17 protein-coding genes are annotated in these 20,347 nt (G+C 29.3%); all 17 read left to right on the top strand.

Translation table 11 applies throughout. From position 1 onward, the window contains the following. Nucleotides 1–16 precede the first annotated feature (16 nt). The 17 genes from topA (at nucleotide 17) to infB (ending at nucleotide 20,335) form a co-directional block, all read left to right on the top strand. On the top strand, nucleotides 17–2,104 hold the full coding sequence (gene topA, locus HH195_RS06805) for a type I DNA topoisomerase (RefSeq protein WP_058991944.1): 2,088 nt from the start codon (nucleotides 17–19) through the stop codon (nucleotides 2,102–2,104). Nucleotides 2,105–2,292: 188 nt separating this feature from the next. Beyond that, a complete protein-coding gene (gene codY / locus HH195_RS06800) occupies nucleotides 2,293–3,069 on the top strand; it encodes a GTP-sensing pleiotropic transcriptional regulator CodY (protein WP_055257168.1) in 777 nt (258 codons plus the stop codon). 211 nt (nucleotides 3,070–3,280) lie between these two features. Further along, nucleotides 3,281–3,982 (top strand): 30S ribosomal protein S2, encoded by a 702-nt coding sequence (gene rpsB / locus HH195_RS06795; RefSeq protein ID WP_055257167.1) that lies wholly within the window; start codon nucleotides 3,281–3,283, stop codon nucleotides 3,980–3,982. A gap of 76 nt (nucleotides 3,983–4,058) precedes the next feature. After that, complete coding sequence (tsf, locus tag HH195_RS06790; protein ID WP_055257166.1) at nucleotides 4,059–4,970, top strand: translation elongation factor Ts; 912 nt, start codon at nucleotides 4,059–4,061, stop codon at nucleotides 4,968–4,970. Between the two features lie 68 nt (nucleotides 4,971–5,038). Further along, on the top strand, nucleotides 5,039–5,752 hold the full coding sequence (gene pyrH, locus HH195_RS06785; RefSeq protein WP_058991940.1) for a UMP kinase: 714 nt from the start codon (nucleotides 5,039–5,041) through the stop codon (nucleotides 5,750–5,752). Between the two features lie 12 nt (nucleotides 5,753–5,764). Continuing rightward, a complete protein-coding gene (gene frr, locus HH195_RS06780; RefSeq protein WP_055257164.1) occupies nucleotides 5,765–6,322 on the top strand; it encodes a ribosome recycling factor in 558 nt (185 codons plus the stop codon). Nucleotides 6,323–6,395: 73 nt separating this feature from the next. Continuing rightward, nucleotides 6,396–7,172 (top strand): undecaprenyl pyrophosphate synthase, encoded by a 777-nt coding sequence (uppS, locus tag HH195_RS06775; RefSeq protein WP_196370390.1) that lies wholly within the window; start codon nucleotides 6,396–6,398, stop codon nucleotides 7,170–7,172. Between the two features lie 15 nt (nucleotides 7,173–7,187). Then, nucleotides 7,188–7,991 carry a phosphatidate cytidylyltransferase gene (locus HH195_RS06770; RefSeq protein ID WP_196370388.1) on the top strand — a complete coding sequence of 268 codons (804 nt, stop codon included), beginning with the start codon at nucleotides 7,188–7,190 and terminating at the stop codon, nucleotides 7,989–7,991. Between the two features lie 231 nt (nucleotides 7,992–8,222). Next, complete coding sequence (locus HH195_RS06765; protein ID WP_196370386.1) at nucleotides 8,223–9,377, top strand: 1-deoxy-D-xylulose-5-phosphate reductoisomerase; 1,155 nt, start codon at nucleotides 8,223–8,225, stop codon at nucleotides 9,375–9,377. 21 nt (nucleotides 9,378–9,398) lie between these two features. Next, the gene (gene rseP, locus HH195_RS06760; RefSeq protein WP_196370384.1) at nucleotides 9,399–10,409 is read left to right on the top strand and encodes an RIP metalloprotease RseP; all 1,011 of its coding nucleotides are present in this window, start codon (nucleotides 9,399–9,401) and stop codon (nucleotides 10,407–10,409) included. 20 nt (nucleotides 10,410–10,429) lie between these two features. Next, nucleotides 10,430–11,479 carry a flavodoxin-dependent (E)-4-hydroxy-3-methylbut-2-enyl-diphosphate synthase gene (ispG, locus tag HH195_RS06755; RefSeq protein ID WP_055257159.1) on the top strand — a complete coding sequence of 350 codons (1,050 nt, stop codon included), beginning with the start codon at nucleotides 10,430–10,432 and terminating at the stop codon, nucleotides 11,477–11,479. An 86-nt stretch (nucleotides 11,480–11,565) separates the two neighbouring features. Further along, nucleotides 11,566–15,870 (top strand): PolC-type DNA polymerase III, encoded by a 4,305-nt coding sequence (locus HH195_RS06750; RefSeq protein WP_196371916.1) that lies wholly within the window; start codon nucleotides 11,566–11,568, stop codon nucleotides 15,868–15,870. A 211-nt stretch (nucleotides 15,871–16,081) separates the two neighbouring features. Then, on the top strand, nucleotides 16,082–16,546 hold the full coding sequence (gene rimP, locus HH195_RS06745) for a ribosome maturation factor RimP (RefSeq protein WP_055257158.1): 465 nt from the start codon (nucleotides 16,082–16,084) through the stop codon (nucleotides 16,544–16,546). A 20-nt stretch (nucleotides 16,547–16,566) separates the two neighbouring features. After that, nucleotides 16,567–17,655 (top strand): transcription termination factor NusA, encoded by a 1,089-nt coding sequence (gene nusA, locus HH195_RS06740; RefSeq protein ID WP_196370382.1) that lies wholly within the window; start codon nucleotides 16,567–16,569, stop codon nucleotides 17,653–17,655. Between the two features lie 28 nt (nucleotides 17,656–17,683). Next, nucleotides 17,684–17,950 (top strand): RNase P modulator RnpM, encoded by a 267-nt coding sequence (rnpM, locus tag HH195_RS06735; RefSeq protein WP_196370380.1) that lies wholly within the window; start codon nucleotides 17,684–17,686, stop codon nucleotides 17,948–17,950. Beyond that, on the top strand, nucleotides 17,943–18,245 hold the full coding sequence (locus tag HH195_RS06730; protein ID WP_058991936.1) for a ribosomal L7Ae/L30e/S12e/Gadd45 family protein: 303 nt from the start codon (nucleotides 17,943–17,945) through the stop codon (nucleotides 18,243–18,245). Before rnpM ends, HH195_RS06730 begins: the two co-directional genes overlap by 8 nt. A gap of 29 nt (nucleotides 18,246–18,274) precedes the next feature. Next, on the top strand, nucleotides 18,275–20,335 hold the full coding sequence (gene infB, locus HH195_RS06725; RefSeq protein WP_055257154.1) for a translation initiation factor IF-2: 2,061 nt from the start codon (nucleotides 18,275–18,277) through the stop codon (nucleotides 20,333–20,335). Nucleotides 20,336–20,347 lie beyond the last annotated feature (12 nt).

Genomic DNA, 20,347 nt, shown 5'->3' with positions numbered 1-20,347 from the left:
TTTTCAGAGATTGTAAATGGGTCAAAATTTAGTAATTGTTGAATCGCCAGCTAAAGCGAAAACTATAGAGAAATATTTAGGAAAAAATTATATAGTAGAAGCTTCTATGGGACATATAAGAGATTTACCTAAAAGTCAACTAGGTGTTGATATAGAGGGAGGATATATACCTAAATATATAACTATAAGAGGAAAAGGTGAGCTTTTAAATAAATTGAAAAAGTTAGCTAAAAAAAGTGATAAAATATATCTTGCAACGGATCCAGATAGAGAAGGTGAAGCGATTTCATGGCATTTAGCTAATGCTCTTCAAATAGAAGAAAATAAAAAGTGTAGAATAGAATTTAATGAAATAACAAAATCAGCAGTAAAGGCTTCAATAAAAACTCCAAGAGCTATAAATATAAATTTGGTAGATGCACAGCAAGCAAGAAGAATTTTGGATAGATTGGTAGGATATGAAATAAGTCCTATACTTTGGAAGAATATAAAATGGGGTTTAAGTGCTGGAAGAGTTCAATCAGCTGCTCTTAAAATTATATGTGATAGGGAAGAAGAAATTAAAAAGTTTATTCCAAAAGAGTATTGGACTGTGGATATAAAACTTAAAAAAGATAAAAAAACTTTCTCTGTTAGATTATTATCAAAAAATAAGAAGAAAATAGAGATAAATAGCAAAGAAGAAAGCGACTTCATTATAAATGAATTAAAAAATAATGAATACGTAGTTAAGAAAGTTAAAAAAGGAACCAAAAATAAAAATCCATTACCTCCTTTTACAACTAGTACACTTCAACAAGATGCAAGTAAAAAGATTAATTTTATGACTAAAAGAACTATGTCAGTGGCTCAACAGCTTTATGAAGGTGTTGAAATAAAAGGATATGGAATAGTAGGACTTATAACATATATGAGAACAGATTCAATTAGAATATCTAAAGAGGCTCAAGATAAGGCTTTAGGATTTATAGAAGAGGTATATGGTAAAGAATATATTCCAGAATCTCCAAGAGTATATAAGAGTAAAAAAAATATTCAAGATGCTCATGAAGCCATAAGACCGACATATATTGAGATAACACCAGAGATTGCTAAAAATAATTTATCTCAAGAGCAATATAAACTATATTCGCTTATATGGAAGAGATTTATTGCAAGTCAAATGGCATCATGTATTTTAAATACTAATAGTATAGAGATTCAAAATGGAGAATATAATTTAAGAGCTAGTGGTTCTAATATAAAGTTTGATGGATTTATGAAACTTTATGAATATTTAGGTGAAGAGGATGAGGCAGAATCTCTTCTTCCAGAAATTAATGTAGAAGAAATATTAAAAGAACACTCAATAGAAGGTAAACAACATTTTACACAACCACCAACAAGATATACAGAAGCTTCTTTTGTTAAGCATTTGGAAGAAAAGGGTATAGGAAGACCGAGTACTTATGTACCTACAATATCTACATTATTAGATAGAAAATATGTTCAAAGAGAAAAGAAAAATTTAATTCCAACAGAGTTAGGCTTTATAGTAAATAATATAGTGTCTGAATATTTTCATCAAATAGTAGATGTAGATTTTACAGCTGAAATGGAACAAAAGTTAGATTGTATTGAACTTGGAAAAGAAGAATGGAAAAATGTAGTGTCTGAATTTTTTAATCCATTAAAAGAAGCAATTGATAAGGCTGAAAAGGAAATTTGTAAGGTAGTAATTGAGGATAAAGTAAGCGATGTTCCATGTGATAAATGTGGAAGGCTTATGGTTATTAAACATGGAAGATTTGGAGATTTTTTAGCGTGTCCTGGATATCCAGAATGCAAAAATACAAAGCCAATAGTGGAGGAAATCGATGCTATATGCCCTAAATGTGGTGGAAAGATAGTTGCAAAAAGAAGTAAAAAGGGTAGAAGGTTTTACGGATGTTCTAATTATCCTGAATGTGATTTTGTAAGCTGGAGTGAGCCAACAAATGAAAAATGTCCTAAGTGTGGCTCTATAATGGTTAAAAAGTATTCAAAATCTAAGGGAGAATATTTAGAGTGCATTAATCAGGAATGTAAAGAAAAGAAAGAATTATTAAAAAAAGATGTTGAATAAATATTTTTAATTTAGCAGTGTGGTTTTTTAATATTATTATAAATAAAATATATTAACATATAAAACAAATATATTAAGTAGAATAAATGTTGAAAAGTGTCTATTCCTATGATACTATTTAAATAAAGATATATTATTAGAAAATTGAAAAAATTTAAAAAATTAAAATTGCAGTATGGAGGATAGATATGTCTACATTACTTAATAAGACAAGAAGATTAAATAAGATATTGCAAAAATCAAGAACAGATGCAGTTGCATTTTATGATATATGTGAAGTATTAAGCGATGTGATGGATTGTAATGTTTATTTAGTTGATAAAAAAGGGAAGATTTTAGGTTATAAATTTTCAGGAAAATTTGAATGTGAAATTATGAAGAAAAAAGTAACAATAGATAAAAAATTCCCAGAAGATTACAATGATAAACTTTTAAATATACAAAATAGTTTGGCGAATTTGCCAAGTAAAGGTGAATGTGTATTTAGTGGTGAAGGTGAGTGTGGAATATCAGAGAAATTAACTACTATAGTTCCTATAATAGGAAATAGAGAAAGAATAGGAACTTTGATGTTAGCTAGATTTGGAGAGAATTTTGGTGATGATGATTTAGTTTTAGCAGAGCATAGTGCAACTATAGTTGGAATGGAACTTTTAAGGGCTAAACAAGAAGAGTTGGAAGAAGAGACTAGAAAAAAAGCTATAGTTCAACTTGCAATAGGTACCTTATCATATTCGGAATTAGAAGCAGTAGAACATATATTTAGCGAACTTGGTGCTAATGAAGGTCTTTTAGTAGCATCAAAAATTGCAGATAAGGTTGGAATAACTAGATCGGTTATAGTAAATGCTCTTAGAAAATTTGAAAGTGCTGGAGTTATAGAGTCTAGAAGTCTCGGAATGAAGGGAACTCACATAAAAATATTAAATGATAAACTTATGGAAGAATTAGAAAAAATAAAATAATTTTTTATGCAGAGTAATCTAATGATTGCTCTGTAATTTTTTTATTTATAGAATTAAAATTTATTATTGCCTGTTTAGTTTTGCTATGGTATACTATCAAAGGTAATAAATACACACATTATCTTATTTATATAGTGGTGGCTTCTTAATGAAGATATTTATATAAGAAAAGATAGTGGAGGAAATAACCAATTTTAAGGAGGACACAAAAATGTCAGTAATTTCAATGAAACAATTATTAGAAGCTGGTGTTCACTTTGGACATCAAACAAGAAGATGGAACCCTAAGATGGCTCCTTATATATTCACAGAAAGAAACGGAATATATATAATAGATCTTCAAAAAACTGTTAAAAAAGCAGAAGAAGCTTATTTCTTTATTAAAGATATAGCTGCTGAAGGAAAAGATATACTTTTTGTTGGAACTAAAAAACAAGCACAAGAAGCTATACAAGAAGAAGCTATAAGATCAAATATGCATTTTGTAAATAATAGATGGTTAGGTGGAATGTTAACTAACTTTAAAACTATAAAGACAAGAATAGCTAAATTAGAACAATTACAAACTATGGAAGAAGATGGAACTTTCGAAGTTTTACCTAAAAAAGAAGTAACTCAACTTAAAAATCAAATGGCTAAATTAGAAGCTAATTTAGGTGGAATTAAAAACTTAGATGCTAGCAATATTGGAGCATTATTTGTAGTTGACCCAAGAAAAGAAAAAAATGCTATAGCAGAAGCTAAAATTTTAGGAATACCAGTAGTTGCAATAGTAGATACTAACTGTGATCCAGAAGAAGTTGATTATGTTATACCAGGAAATGATGATGCTATAAGAGCCGTTAAATTAATAACTGCTAAAATGGCAGATGCTATAATAGAAGGAAGACAAGGCGAACAATTAGCTGAATAAAATTTAAAATATTGAGGTGGATGAAAGCATAATTTTCGTTTACCTCTTATAATTAGTATTTTAGGAGGAGTTAAAAATGATAACAGCTCAAGCGGTTAAAGAGTTAAGAGAGAGAACTGGCGCAGGAATGATGGACTGCAAAAAGGCATTAACAGAAACAAATGGAGACATGGAAAAAGCAGTAGAAGTTTTAAGAGAAAAAGGATTAGCAGCTGCAGCTAAAAAAGCTGGAAGAGTTGCTGCTGAAGGTATAGTTAAAACTTTTATATCAGAAGATATGAAAAAAGGTGCAATGGTTGAGGTTAACTGTGAAACTGATTTCGTTGCAGACAATGCTGAGTTTATAGAGTTTGCTGGAAAAGTTGCTGAAATGGCAGCAAACAATGATGTTTCAACTGTTGAAGAATTAGTTGCTTTAAAATACAATGATGATAAAACAGTTCAAGAAGTTTTAACTGAATTAATAGCAAAAATCGGTGAAAACATGACAGTAAGAAGATTTGAAAAAGTAGCTGTAGAAAATGGAGTAGTTCAAAGCTATATTCACGGTGGCGGAAGAATAGGAGTTTTAGTTCAATTAGCATGTGATTCTAATTCTTCAGAATTAACTCAAGTTGCTAAAGATGTTTGTATGCAAATAGCAGCAGCAAATCCATTATTCTTAAGTGAAAATGAAGTTGATTCTAAAGCATTAGAAACTGAAAAAGAAATATATAGAGCACAAGCTTTAAATGAAGGAAAACCAGAAAAAATAGTTGAAAAAATGGTTGAAGGAAGAATTAAAAAGTACTATAAAGAAGTATGTCTTTTAAATCAACCTTGGGTTAAAGATGCTGATAAATCAATATCTAAATATTTAGAAGAAAAATCAAAAGAAGTAGGTTCTCCTATAACTGTTCAAAAGTACTTCAGATTTGAAAGAGGCGAAGGTATAGAGAAAAAAGAAGAAAACTTTGCTGAAGAAGTTGCTAAAATGGGAGCAAAATAATAATATAAGAGAACACTGAGTGTTCTCTTTTTTTAAAATATTTCATAGAATTAAGTTGGAGGATTAAGATGGGGACTTGTAAGTTTAAAAGAGTTATGCTTAAATTATCAGGAGAAGCTTTAGCAGGAAAAAATGGTTTTGGAATAGATTTCTCAGTAGCTATGAGAATAGCTAAAGAGATAAAAGAATTAGTAGATATGGGTGTTGAAGTTGGCGCTGTAGTTGGCGGTGGTAACATATGGAGAGGAAGAGAAGGCGAAGGTATGGATAGAGCTACTGCTGACTATATGGGTATGTTAGCTACATCAATAAATGCTTTAGCGTTACAAGATTCTCTAGAACAATTGGGTGTAAGCACTAGAGTGCAAACAGCTATAGAAATGAAAGAAATTGCAGAACCTTTTATAAGAAGAAGAGCTATGAGACACTTAGAAAAGGGAAGAGTAGTGATATTTGGAGCTGGAACAGGTAACCCATATTTTTCAACTGATACAACAGCAGCTTTAAGAGCAGCCGAAATAGAAGCAGAGGTTATACTTTTAGCTAAAAAAGTTGATGGTGTTTATGATAAGGATCCACATAAGTATAATGATGCTAAAAAGTATGATAAATTATCTTATATAGAAGTTTTAGAAAAAGAACTTCAAGTAATGGATTCTACTGCTACATCTTTATGTATGGATAATAATATCCCAATATTAGTATTTGCTTTGGATGAAGACGGAAACATAAAAAAAGCAATACAAGGTGAGAGTATAGGAACAATAATAACTAGAAAATAGGAGAGTGTTTTTATGGTTAAAGATATAGTAAATAAATTACAAGAAAAAATGACAAAGACGATTTCAGTTTTAAAATCAGATTTATCAACAATGAAAGCTGGAAGAGCTAATCCAACAATGTTAGATAGAATACAAGTTGAGTGTTATGGTAGTATGTGCCCTATATCACAGGTAGCTAACATTTCATCACCAGAACCAAGGTTATTAGTTGTGACACCTTGGGATAAATCCACACTAAAAGATATAGAGAAAGCTATATTAAAATCTGATCTTGGAATAAATCCTAATAATGATGGTAGTGTTATAAGATTATTAGTACCTGAACTAACAGAAGAAACAAGAAAAACTATCGTTAAAAATGTTAAAAAAACAGGTGAAGAGTCTAAGGTAGCTTTAAGATCAATAAGAAAAGATGCTAATGATAAGATAAAAGCTCTTAAAAAAGATGGTGAATTAACAGAAGACGAAACTAAAAAAGCTGAAGATGAAGTACAAAAGATAACAGATAATTTTGTTAAAGAAATAGATAAAATAGTAATTGCTAAAGAAAAAGAAATAATGTCAGTGTAAAATGGAAAGGCCTGCTTCTTTAGTAGGCTTTTTTATTTTTTGAATATTAATTAATATATATGAGGTGTTTGTTTTGGTAAAGTTTTTCGGAGGAAAAAAAACAATAGATGAAAATAGTAGTGAAAATCAAAAAATAGTTTTGGATATGAACAATATACCTAAACATATAGCTATAATTATGGATGGAAATGGAAGATGGGCTAAGGCAAGAAATCTTCCAAGAAGTATGGGACATAAAGCTGGAGTTGAATCTATAATTAATATAGTAAAAGAGTGCGATAAAATAGGAGTGAAATACCTCACTTTGTATGCTTTTTCAACTGAAAATTGGAAAAGACCAAAAGATGAAGTAAGTGCCCTTATGAATTTAATAGTTGAATATCTTAAAAGAGAATTGGACGAAATGCATAGGAATAATGTTAAAATAAAAAGTATGGGTGATTTAACAAAATTACCGGATAAATGTAGAAAAGCTTTAGAGGATGCTTTTGAAAAGACTAAAGATAATACTGGGGTAGTTTTAAATATAGCTTTAAATTATGGTGGAAGAGATGATATAATAAGAGGCGTGAAATCATTGGTTAAAGATGTACAAGGAGGTAAATTATCTATAGAGGATATAAATGAAGGCATGTTTAATGATTATTTATATACTAAAAATATTCCAGATCCAGATTTAATAATAAGACCAAGTGGAGAGCAAAGACTTAGTAATTTTCTTCTTTGGCAGTGTGCTTATTCGGAGTTTTCATATTCTGATATAAATTGGCCAGATTTTAAACCTCAAAATCTTATAGAAGCTATTTATGATTATCAAAACAGAAATAGAAGATTTGGAGGAATTAAGTAAATAGAAGGTGATGGAGTGAAATCAAATAATAGATATTTAGGGGCATTAATATTGTTACCACTTATAGTATTTTTATTTTTAGGTGGAGTGTGGCTAAAATATGCTAATTTAGTATTAGGTGGTTTAGCTATGTATGAATTTTATAAGGTATCTAAGTTAAAGAATATAAAACCAATGTCAATAATTGCGTATATAATGCTTGTTGTTTATTACATAACAGGAAATGATTTTACTATTTTATCTTATATAATAATTATTGGAGCATTTGTGCTTCTTATGGTACCTATATTAAATATAAAATATAATTTTATAGATGTAGCTATAACTTTATTAGGTTTTATTTATGCTGGAATATTTTTTAGTTTTATAACATTAATAAATCAAAAACCAGGTGGAGAATTTTTAGTGTGGTTGCCACTTATAGCATCATGGGGATGTGATATCTTAGCTTATTATTCAGGAAAGCATCTTGGAAAGCATAAATTATGTCCTAGAGTAAGTCCTAAAAAGACCGTTGAAGGATCAATTGGAGGAATTTTAGGAAGTACAATAGTTTGTGGTATATATGGAATAATAATTTATCAATTTTTTCCTCAATTCTCTATGTTAAATTATTTTATAATAGGTGCACTATGTGGTGTGTTCTGTCAATTTGGAGATTTAGTAGCATCATCTGTCAAAAGATATGTTGGAGTTAAAGATTATAGCAATCTTATTCCAGGTCATGGTGGAATACTAGATAGATTTGATAGTGTCCTTTTTGCGAGTGTAGTAGTTTTTGTTTATTTAACAATTGCAACAATTATAATACATTTATAAATATAGCATAAGTATAAAAAATCCGTTATGTATTTTTAGGATTAATTTCTAAAAATTTATAACGGACTTTTTATTAGATAAATTATGACTAATATTATATTTAATGGTATAATAGGAGGAAATGAATATAGAGTTATTATAATAAAAATGAAAAAATATTTTACTTTGGTGCAATAATAGACATATAATTATATGTAGATTATTATTTATAACTTAGGAGGAATTAAAGTTATGAAAAACATTTCTATTTTGGGGGTTACGGGTTCAATAGGGACTCAGGCATTAGATGTTTTACGATTTCATAAGGATAAATTTAAATTAGTAGCAATAAGTGCATATAAAAACATAGATTTAACTTTAGACATAATAGAGGAATTTAAACCAAGAGTTGTAGCGATAAATGATAAAGCTTCTTTTGAAAAATTGAAGAATATTAAGGGTACTTTAGATTATGATTTTGAATTACTTTATGGTATGGAAGGGCTTATAAAGGTTGCAACTTTAAAAGAAGTTCATACAGTTTTGACATCAGTAGTTGGAATGATAGGATTAAAACCTACATTAGAGGCTATTAAATGTAAAAAGGATATTGCTTTAGCTAATAAGGAAACATTGGTAGTTGCAGGGGAACTTGTAATGAATGAAGCTAAAAAATATGGAGTTAAAATATTGCCAGTAGATTCAGAGCATAGTGCTATTTTTCAATGTTTTCAAGGTAATGATTTAAAAAGCGTTGATAAAATAATAATAACCGCATCTGGAGGACCATTTAGAGGTTATTCTAAAAAACAATTAGAAAATGTTAGTTTAAATCAAGCATTAAATCATCCTAAATGGAGTATGGGAAAAAAGATAACTATAGATTCATCCACTCTTATGAATAAAGGGTTAGAAGTTATAGAAGCTCATTGGCTTTTTGATTGTGATTATGAAAATATAGAAGTTGTAGTTCATCCACAATCTATAATACATTCAATGGTTCAATATAAGGATGGAGCAGTAATTGCACAGCTTGGAGTAACAGATATGAAACTTCCAATACAATATGCTTTAAACTATCCGCTTCGTGATAATAATATAAGTGAAAAATTAGATTTTTACAAGATAAATGAACTAAATTTTTATAAACCAGACACAGAAGTTTTTAGATGTTTAAAATTAGCTTATAAGGCAGGAAAAATGGGGGGATTAATGCCTACTATATTAAATGGTGCTAATGAAGTATGTGTAGATTTGTTCTTGAATGAAAAAATAAAATATTTAGATATTCCAACAATAGTTGAAGAATGTATGGAAGTGTTTAAAAATAATATGGAGGTTTCTCTAAAGAATATAATAGATTTAGATAAAAGTGTTAGAGAATATATAATGAATAAATATAATTAAAAATTTAAGGAGGGAAAAATTTTGTACTTGATTTTTGCTTTAGTTGCGTTTAGTATTTTAATAATAATACATGAGCTTGGTCATTTTACCTTAGCTAAATTAAATGGAGTATGTGTTGAAGAGTTTGCAATAGGTATGGGGCCTAAATTATTTGGATTTAAAGGAAAAGAAACAGAATATAATTTAAGAGTATTGCCTTTTGGTGGATTTGTAAGAATGCTTGGAGAAGAAGGAGGGGCAATTAAGGATAATAGAGCTTTTAATGTCAAAACACCTCTTCAAAAAATTTCTATAATTGTAGCAGGAGCGACTATGAACTATGTTTTAGCGCTTTTAATTTTTGGATTAATAGCGTTGAATTTTGGATTTGCAAAACCAGTTGTATCAGAAGTAGCTTTAAATTCTCCAGCACAAAAAGCTGATCTTAGAGTTGGTGATAGACTATTAAAAGTAGATAATAGCACTATAAATACAACTAGTGACTTAAAACTTGGAGTGATACTAGCAAAAGGAAATGCTATAACGCTTGAAATAGAACGAAATGGAGAAAAGATTATTAAAGAAATTGTGCCAACTATTGATGAAACTGGAAATGCAGTGATTGGGATAACTCATGAATTTGTGAAGAATCCAACTATAGGAGAAAGCATAGTTCAAGGATTTAAAGATACTATTACAATGGTAAGTCAAACTTTTAAATCTTTAAAAATGATGCTTACAGGAGAGGCGAATTTCAAAACTGATGTAGGAGGTCCTATAACTATAGTTAAAATGTCAAGTCAAGCTGCAAAAGCAGGAATATGGACACTTATGGAATTTACTGCATTTATGAGTGTTCAATTAGCAGTGTTTAATCTTTTGCCACTTCCAGCTCTTGATGGAGGTCTTATATTAATTCAAATTTTAGAATTAATAACTAGAAAAAAAATACCTGAAAAATTTGTAGGAGTAGTAAACAGTGTTGGATTTGCGCTTTTGATGTTACTTATGGTTGTAGTGACATTAAAGGATATAATATTCCCTGTTTTATAAAATAGGAGTTGATAAATAAAATGGAAAGAAGAAAAACCAAAGTCGTGAAGGTTGGTAATGTGCTTGTTGGTGGTGATAATAGAATTTCTGTTCAATCAATGACAAATACAGATACTAGAGATGTGGAGGCTACTATAAAGCAGATAAGAAAACTGCAAGATGCAGGGTGCGATATAGTTAGATGTGCAGTTTTAGACATGGAAGCTGCAAGAGCTATAAAAAAGATTGTAGAGAAAATAGATATTCCTTTAGTAGCAGATATTCATTTTGATTATAAATTAGCTTTAGAATCAATAAAAAATGGAGTATCTGCACTTAGGATAAATCCAGGTAATATTGGAAGTAGAGAAAAAGTAGAAATTTTAGCTAAAGCTTGTATGGAAAAAAAAATCCCAATTAGAATAGGTGTAAATTCAGGATCTCTTTCAAAAGAAATTTTACAAAAGTATGGTAAGGTAGTTCCAGAAGCTTTGGTTGAAAGTGCTTTAACTCATATAAAGATATTAGAAGAAGTAAATTTTAATGATATAGTTGTATCTATTAAATCATCAAATATAGAAACTATGATAAATAGTTATAGGTTAGCATCACAAAAATTCGATTATCCTCTTCATCTAGGAGTTACAGAAGCGGGAACACCATGGAGAGGAACTATAAAATCAGCAATCGGTCTTGGAGCGTTATTATCAGAAGGTATCGGAGATACTATAAGGGTTTCTTTAACGGGAGACCCAGTCGAGGAAATAAAAGTAGGACGTGAAATACTTAAAAATTTTGGACAAATAAAAGAAGGAATAGAATTTATATCTTGTCCAACATGTGGTAGAACTCAAATAGATCTTATAAATATTGCAAAAGAGGTCGAGAATAGATTAGAAAATTGTAATAAGTCAATAAAGGTTGCTGTTATGGGATGTGTTGTTAATGGACCGGGAGAAGCTAAAGATGCAGATATTGGAATAGCAGGTGGAATTGGTGAAGGTCTTATATTTAGAAAAGGAAAAATAGTAAAAAAAGTTAAAGAAGAGGATTTAGTTGAAGAACTTATAAAAATTATAGAAACACTTTAAAGTAAAGAAGGGATATCCCTTCTTTATAATATTTATAAAGAATTTAAGGGGAGGATTTAATTTTGGGCACAGAGTTTATAGGGAAAATGAATAAATATTTGAGTTCCCAAGCGGAATTAGAGGATTTAGAGTTTTCTATACACAAATTCCAACTTTTAAAGAAAAACAATATTTTAAGAATACTTATAAAATCTGATAAGAATATATCTAAAGAACAGGAAGATTTTATAAAAAAATACATATTAGAAACTTTGCAAATGAATATAGATATAGAGATAATTTGCTATATAGATGCATCCAGTTTGTCTTTAGATGAAATTATAAATAAATATTGGTTAGATATAGTACAAACAATAATTAACAAACATCCTATTTTAAAAGGAATTTTAATGGATTCAAAAAGGAATATAGAAAAAAATTATATAGAAATATCAAGTGGAATAAACTTTTTGTGTGAATTTATAAAAAAGAAAAAAATAGAAGAAGAAATAGTAGATAAAATAAAAACTCTATTTGGAATAAATGTTAAAATCAATTTCAAATATGATGAATCATTGAAAATAGAAGATTATGAGAAAATTAAATTAAATGAAAATTTAAAAATTGTTCAAAATGCTTTATCAAACACACAAATTAAAAATGAAATTTCTAAACCAAAAGAAGTAAAAAAAGAAGATAAAAAGCCAAAATACACTTATGAAGATAGAAAAAGTGAGCCAAAGAGTGAAAATAATATTTTGGGCAGAAATATTAAAGATGAGCCTGTTTTAATTGAAAGTATAAATGATACCTCTGGAATAGTTACGGTGGTTGGAGAAGTATTTAAAACAGAAATATTTGAAACTAAAACAGGAAGAATAATATTAACATTTTTTATAACAGATTATAGCAGTTCTATATCGGTTAAATGTTTTATAAAGCCTAAAGAACAAGAAACAGTTTTAGAAAATATTAAAAAAGGTCTTTATTGTAAAGTTCGAGGAGAAGCTATAATGGATCCTTATGCTAAGGAAGTAGTAATAATGGCAAGGGATGTATTTAAAATGACTAAAACAGAAAGAATGGATACATCAGAAGAAAAAAGGGTAGAACTTCACCTTCATACTAATATGAGTAGTATGGATGGTATAACTTCTGTTGGTAAAATAATTGAAAAGGCAGCTAAATTTGGTCATAAAGCAATTGCGATAACAGATCATGGAGTGGTACAGGCATTTCCAGATGCTCAAATTGCAGCGAAAAAAAATAATATAAAAGTTATATATGGGGTTGAAGGATATTTAGTTGATAATGGAACACCTATTGTAATAAATGAAAATGATGCAAAATTTTCAGATGAATTTGTGGTATTTGATATAGAAACAACAGGATTTTCAAGCAAAAATGATAAGATAATAGAGATTGGTGCAGTGAAAATTAAGGGATATGAAATAATAGACAGATTTAGTTGTTTTGTAAATCCTCAAGATTCAATTCCATATAAAATAACAGAGCTTACTGGAATAACAGATGAGATGGTAGAAAATGAACCAACTATAGATAAGGTTTTGCCAGAATTTATAAAGTTTATAGGAGAAAGTATTATAGTAGCCCATAATGCTAATTTTGATATGTGTTTTATAAATAAGAATATACAAAATTTAAAACTTGATAAATTAACAAATCCAATAATGGATACTGTACCTCTAGCTAGATTTTTGTATCCAGAACTTAAAAGAGTTAAATTAAATACTGTTGCGAAACATTTAGGTGTAAGTTTAGAAAATCATCATAGAGCAGTAGATGATGCTAAAGCGACTGCAGATATACTTTTAATATCTTTAAAAAAACTAGAAGAAGAGAAAAAAATTTATGATATAAAATCTTTAAATAAGGAATTTTTAAATAATGTTGATATAAAAAAACAGCCAACGTATCACATAATAATATTGGCTAAAAATCAAGTAGGTCTTAAGAATTTATATAAATTGATATCAAAAGCTCACTTAGATTATTTCTTTAAGAGGCCAAGACTTCCAAAGAGTATTATAAGTGAATATAAAGAAGGGCTTATAATTGGTGCTGCTTGTGAAGCTGGGCAAGTTTATAAGGCAGTTTTAGAAGGAAAATCAGATGATGAAATTAAAGAAATAGCATCTTTTTATGATTATTTAGAAATACAACCAATAGAAAACAATGCTCATCTTATAAGAAATGGAAGTGTTAAAGATGAGGAGGAACTTAAACAAATAAATAAGAAAATTTATGATTTGGGGAAAGAGATGAAAAAATTAACTGTTGCAACTTGTGATGTTCATTTTCTAGAACCAAAAGATGAAGTGTTTAGAAGAATAATTATGGCAGGACAGGGGTTTAGTGATGCTGATAATCAACCACCTCTATATTTTAGAACTACAAATGAAATGCTTAAAGAATTTTCGTACTTTGGAAAGGAGATAGCAAAGGAAGTTGTTATTTATAATACTCAAAAAATTGCTGATATGATAGATGTTATAAAACCAATTCCAGATGAAACTTATCCTCCTAAAATAGAAGGAGCAGAGGATGATATAAGAAAAATGACTTTAGATAAAGTTCATTCTATTTATGGGGATAATTTACCTGAGGTTGTTCAAAAAAGGCTAGATAAAGAATTAAATTCTATAATAAATAATGGCTATGCAGTCTTATATCTTATAGCACAAAAATTAGTTGCAAAATCTTTAGAGGATGGTTACTTGGTAGGCTCAAGAGGTTCAGTTGGATCATCTTTTGTAGCTACAATGTCTGGAATTACAGAGGTAAATGGTTTACCACCACATTATGTATGTCCTAACTGTAAAAAATCTGAATTTTTCTTAGATGGTTCGGTGAGCTCGGGAGCAGATCTTCCAAATAAAAAGTGCCCAGATTGTGGAAGTGAATATATAAGAGATGGTCATGATATACCTTTTGAAACTTTTTTGGGGTTTGAAGGAGATAAAGAACCTGATATAGATTTAAACTTTTCGGGAGAATATCAAGGAGTAGTTCATAAATATACAGAAGTACTTTTTGGAAAAGGATATACTTTTAAAGCAGGAACAATTGGAACGGTTGCTGAAAAAACTGCTTATGGATTTGTTAAAAAGTATCTTCAAGAAAGGGATAAAGTAGTATCTAATGCTGAAATAGAGAGATTGACTATTGGTTGTACTGGGATAAAAAGAACTACAGGACAACATCCAGGTGGGATAATGGTTGTTCCAAATGATAATGAAATATTTAATTTTTGTCCTATTCAAAGACCAGCAGATGATACAACATCAGATATAGTAACAACTCATTTTGATTATCATTCTATAAGTGGTAGATTATTAAAATTAGATATATTAGGACACGATGATCCGACTGTTTTAAGAATGCTTCAAGATTTAACTGGAGTTAATCCTAAAACTATACCTTTAAATGATGAAAAGGTCATAAGTCTTTTTACAAAACCAGATGCATTAGGAGTAACTAAAGAGGAATTAGAGTGTGAAGTTGGAAGTTATGGTCTTCCTGAGTTTGGAACGAAATTTGTAAGACAGATGCTTTTAGACACACAGCCAAAATCTTTTGCAGATTTAGTTAGAATATCAGGACTTTCACACGGGACAGACGTATGGCTTAATAACGCGCAGTATTTTATAAAGGAAGGTTATACAACATTAAAAGATTGCATAGCTACAAGAGATGATATTATGGTTTATCTTATGTATCAAGGGGTTCCTCCTAAAATGTCCTTTACTATAATGGAGAAAGTTAGAAAAGGTAAGGGATTAAGTGAGGATGATGAAAAGGTAATGAGAGAAAACAAAGTACCAGATTGGTATATAGAATCTTGTAAAAGGATAAAATACATGTTTCCAAAAGGGCATGCAGTTGCTTATGTTATGATGGCAGTTAGAATAGCATATTTTAAAGTTTATTATCCAGAAGCCTATTACACAACATATTTTTCGGTGAGAGCTGATGATTTTGATGCAGAGCTTATATGTAAAGGAGAAAAAGCTATAAAAAATAAGATGGATGAATTGTATTCATTAGGTAATAATTTGACACAAAAAGATAAAGGGCTTTTAACTATTTTAGAATTATCCTTTGAAATGTATAAGAGAGGTTTAAAATTTTTAAAAGTAGATATTTACAAATCAGAAGCAACTAAATTTAAAATAGAGGAAGATGGTATAAGACCTCCTATAAATGCCCTTCAAGGAGTTGGGGAAAATGCTGCTAAAAGTATTGTTGAATGTAGAGAAAATGGGGAATTTATATCTAAAGAGGATTTAAGAATAAGGGCAAAAGTATCAAAAACAGTAATAGAAACGTTGAGTATACATGGATGTTTAAATGGAATGCAAGAGAGTAATCAGTTAAGTTTGTTTGGTTAGTTTTAAAATGCTATTGTAATATAAACTTAACTATGATATTATAATAATATAAGTTTTACTATTAAGAAGTTAAGGAGTGGGGTTAAAACCCGCTCTTTCTGTTTGTAACGCAACTATATAATTTATAAGTTGCGTTTTTCCATACTTTTGATTTGTATGTCGTTAAATAGGGTATAATATAACAAAATTTAATAAGGAGGAACAAAATATAATGAAAAAAGAAAAGTTTCTTTTAGACTTAGAAGAGATGTTTTTACCTATAATAAATAGTTTAAATTATGAACTTTATCATATAGAATATGTTAAAGAGAACAATGAATATTATCTAAGATTATACATAGATAAAGAAAATGGTAGAATATCATTAAATGATTGTGAAACTGTAAGTAGAAGAATAAGTGAACTTTTAGATGAAAAGGATCCTATAAAAGATCCATATTATTTAGAAGTATCATCTCCAGGACTAAATAGAAAACTGTATAAAGATGAGCATTTTAATAAATTTTTAGGCAGTAATGTAAAAATTGTTTTCACAAAGGTTATAGATGGAAATAAAAATATACAAGGTATATTAAAAGATAATAAAACAGATGTAATAGTACTAGAAGTTGAAGGAAATGAAATTAATGTTCCTAAAGATAAAATAAAAAGTGCTAATCTAGAGGGTGAAATATAATTTAAGGAGGATTATTAAAAATGAACGAAGAATTTCTAGGAGCATTAAGTGAAATAGTTAAAGAAAAAGGAATAAGCGCAGAATCGCTATTAGAAACTATTGATGAAGCTATAATTGCAGCATATAAAAAGAATTATTCAAACGCTGGTGTTGCAGCTCAAAACGTAAAGGTTAAAAGAGAACCTAAAACAGGGGAAGTAAAGGTATTTGCTCAAAAATTAGTTGTTGAAGAAGTATTTGATGATATAACTGAAATAAGTTTAGAAGATGCAAAAGCAATAAATCCAATATTTCAATTAGATGATATTGCAGAAATAGAAGTTACTCCTAAAGATTTTGGAAGAGTTGCTGCACAACTTGCAAAACAAATGGTAATTCAAAGAATTAAAGAATCAGAAAGAAATATAATATATAATGAATTCGCTGAAAAAGAATTTGACATTATGACAGGAACAGTTATAAGAAAAGATAAAGGAAATGTTTTTGTTAATTTAGGAAGAATAGAAGCAATATTAGGACCTAATGAACAAATGGCAGGAGAAAGTTATGTGTTTAATGAAAAACTTAAACTTTATATAGTAGAAGTTAAAAAAACATCAAAGGGTGCATCAGTATTATGCTCTAGAACACATCCAGGGCTTGTTAAAAGACTTTTTGAACTTGAGGTTCCTGAAATATATGAAGGTGTAGTTGAAATTAAAAGTATTTCAAGAGAGGCAGGGTCTAGAACGAAAATAGCTGTTCATTCTAATGATGAAGCAGTAGATGCTATGGGAGCTTGCGTAGGTCCTAAAGGAGTTAGAGTTCAAAATATAGTAAACGAACTTAAAAATGAAAAAATAGATATAATAAAATGGAGTAAAACTCCAGAGGAGTATATATCAAATGCTTTAAGCCCAGCAAAAGTTATAAATGTTATTATTGATGAGGAAAATAAATCAGCGAAGGTTATAGTTGATGATTCTCAATTGTCATTAGCAATAGGAAAAGAAGGGCAAAATGTAAGATTAGCAGCTAAACTTACAGGATGGAAAATAGATATAAAGAGTAAATCTAAAGCAGAAAGTGAAAAGATAGATGAAGAAAATGCTTTAGAGGATAACGAGTAATAGTCTTTTTGTTTTAGGAGGTGAGTCTGTGAAGGTTAAAAAAATTCCTATGAGAATGTGTAATGGATGCATGGAGATGAAACCTAAAAAGGAACTTATAAGAGTTGTAAAGACTAATGAAGAAGAAGTTTTAGTAGACTTAACAGGAAAAAAATCTGGTAGAGGCGCTTATGTTTGTAAGAACATAGAGTGTCTAGAAAAAGCTTTTAAAGCAAAAAGGTTAAATAAGAATCTTCAAACAAATATATCTGACGATATATATAATAAATTAAAGGAAGAGATACTAAATGGATAAGTTTTTAAATTTTTTAGGCTTAGTTAAAAGATCAGGCAATATTTTAGAAGGATATAATAAATGCGAAGAGGCGTTAGGTAAAAAGAGTATATATTTAATAGTATTATCTAATGATATATCAGAGCGAACTAAAGAAAGATTTTTAAAATATTGCTTAAAATATAATATTCCTTATATAAATAAGTTTTCAAAGCAAGAACTTGGATATAGTGTAGGAAGAAATGAATTAAATATTTTAGCTATTACAAACTTAAATATGGCTAATAAACTAAAGTCTTATAATGAAAATAACTAGTTCATTTTAAAATTTTCGGAGGTGGATATATGTCAAAACTAAGAGTATATGAATTAGCTAAAGAGTTAAATGTATCTAGTAAAGACCTTATAGAAGTATTAATGGATGAATTTAATGTTGAAGTTAAGAATCATATGAGTGTTATAGAGGAAGAAGACGCAGAACTTATAAAAGAACTTTTAGCTGGTAATGAAGGAAAATTAGCAGAATTAACTTCAAAAACTATTGTGGATGAGTATGAAGATATTTTAAATAAGGAAGTTGGAAAAGTAAAAAAACATAAAAAGAAAAGAAAAGGCGATGAATCACAGGATAAAAAAATGGTTGATGTAGAAGTTATAGAAATTGGTGAAACTATAACTGTTAAAGATTTAGCCGAACAAATAAACAAGCCGGTTAACGATGTAATTAAAACATTAATGTTTTTAGGTGTTATGGCTGCTATGAATCAAGAAATTGATTTTGAAACAGCTAAAAAAGTTGCAGAAAAATATGATATAGAAGCTTATGTTAAAGAAGAAGATTCTACTTTAGAAGAACATTTTGAAGAAGATGAAGAAATAGAAGATGAAAATTTAGAAAGTAGACCTCCTATAATAACTGTAATGGGGCATGTTGACCATGGTAAAACATCACTTTTAGATGCTATAAGAAAAGCAAAAGTTACAGATACTGAAGCTGGAGGCATAACTCAACATATAGGAGCTTATACTGTCGATATAAAGGGACAAAAATTAACGTTCTTAGATACTCCAGGACATGAAGCTTTCACAGCTATGAGAGCAAGAGGAGCTCAAATTACTGATATAGTTATTTTGGTAGTTGCAGCAGATGATGGGATAATGCCACAAACAGTAGAAGCTATAAATCACTGTAAAGCGGCTGATGTTCCTATGATAGTTGCTATAAACAAGATAGACAGAGAAGGAGCAAATCAAGACAGGATAAAACAAGAGTTGACAGAACATGGCTTGGTTGTTGAAGATTGGGGTGGAGATGTAATAGCAGTTCCAGTATCAGCTAAACAAAATTTAAATATTGATACTTTACTTGAAATGGTTGTTTTAACAGCAGAAATGTTAGAGCTTAAAGCAAATCCAGCAAGAAAAGGAAAAGGAACAGTAATAGAAGCTAAATTAGACAAAGGTAGAGGTGCTGTTGCTTCACTTTTAGTTCAAAATGGTACATTACATGCAGGAGATTCAATAATAGTTGGTTCAACTTATGGTAGAATAAGGGCTATGTTTGATGATGCAGGTAAAAAAATAAAAAGTGCAGGACCATCTATACCAGTTGAAGTTTTAGGGCTTTCAGAAGTTCCAGCTGCAGGAGATAGATTTACTGTTGTTAAAGATGAAAAAACTGCAAGACAAATGGCTGAAGCTAGACGTGAAAAAGAAAGACAAGAAAACTTTAATTCAGCTCACAAAGTATCATTAGAAGACCTTTATAGCCAAATAAAAGAAGGAAAAGTTAAGGAATTATCAGTAATAATAAAAGCAGATGTTCAAGGTTCTATAGAAGCTATAAGAGGCTCTTTAGAAAAACTTAGTACAGACGATGTAAAGGTAAGGGTTATTCATGGTGCAGTAGGTGCGATAACCGAAACAGATATAACACTTGCATCAGCTTCTAATGCAATAGTTATTGGATTTAATGTAAGACCAGAAAATAGTGCTGTGGTTTTAGCAGAGAGAGACGGAGTAGAGGTTAAAACTTATAGAATAATATATGATGCTATAGAAGATGTAAAATCTGCTATGATAGGTATGTTAGATCCTGAATATAAAGAAGTTGTATTAGGAACTGCAGAAATTAGAAATACATTTAAAATTTCAAATGTGGGTACAATAGCTGGGGGATATGTTTTAACAGGTAAACTTACAAGAAATGCTGATGTTAGACTTATTAGAGACAATATAGTTATATTAGATTCAAAACTTGCTTCATTAAAAAGATTCAAGGATGATGTTAAAGAGGTAAATGCAGGGTATGAATGTGGATTTAGCCTTGAAAAGTTTAATGATATAAAAGAGGGAGATATAATAGAAGCTTATACTATGGAGGCTATAAAGAGAAAAGAACTTTAAAAATTTAAGGAG

Source organism: Candidatus Sarcina troglodytae, from assembly GCF_015708635.1.
Classification (GTDB): Bacteria; Bacillota; Clostridia; order Clostridiales; family Clostridiaceae; genus Sarcina; species Sarcina ventriculi.
The sequence above is the reverse complement of the archived record's forward strand: the minus strand, read 5'-3'. Positions and strand labels throughout refer to the sequence as shown.

Excerpts from the sequence above, each read along its gene's own strand:
- infB (WP_055257154.1), top strand. The coding sequence starts at position 18,275 with ATGTCAAAACTAAGAGTATATGAATTAGCTAAAGAGTTAAATGTATCT.
- HH195_RS06730 (WP_058991936.1), top strand. The coding sequence starts at position 17,943 with ATGGATAAGTTTTTAAATTTTTTAGGCTTAGTTAAAAGATCAGGCAAT.
- rimP (WP_055257158.1), top strand. The coding sequence starts at position 16,082 with ATGAAAAAAGAAAAGTTTCTTTTAGACTTAGAAGAGATGTTTTTACCT.
- pyrH (WP_058991940.1), top strand. The coding sequence starts at position 5,039 with ATGGGGACTTGTAAGTTTAAAAGAGTTATGCTTAAATTATCAGGAGAA.
- topA (WP_058991944.1), top strand. The coding sequence starts at position 17 with ATGGGTCAAAATTTAGTAATTGTTGAATCGCCAGCTAAAGCGAAAACT.
- HH195_RS06765 (WP_196370386.1), top strand. The coding sequence starts at position 8,223 with ATGAAAAACATTTCTATTTTGGGGGTTACGGGTTCAATAGGGACTCAG.
- tsf (WP_055257166.1), top strand. The coding sequence starts at position 4,059 with ATGATAACAGCTCAAGCGGTTAAAGAGTTAAGAGAGAGAACTGGCGCA.
- ispG (WP_055257159.1), top strand. The coding sequence starts at position 10,430 with ATGGAAAGAAGAAAAACCAAAGTCGTGAAGGTTGGTAATGTGCTTGTT.
- codY (WP_055257168.1), top strand. The coding sequence starts at position 2,293 with ATGTCTACATTACTTAATAAGACAAGAAGATTAAATAAGATATTGCAA.
- nusA (WP_196370382.1), top strand. The coding sequence starts at position 16,567 with ATGAACGAAGAATTTCTAGGAGCATTAAGTGAAATAGTTAAAGAAAAA.
- frr (WP_055257164.1), top strand. The coding sequence starts at position 5,765 with ATGGTTAAAGATATAGTAAATAAATTACAAGAAAAAATGACAAAGACG.
- rpsB (WP_055257167.1), top strand. The coding sequence starts at position 3,281 with ATGTCAGTAATTTCAATGAAACAATTATTAGAAGCTGGTGTTCACTTT.
- HH195_RS06750 (WP_196371916.1), top strand. The coding sequence starts at position 11,566 with ATGAATAAATATTTGAGTTCCCAAGCGGAATTAGAGGATTTAGAGTTT.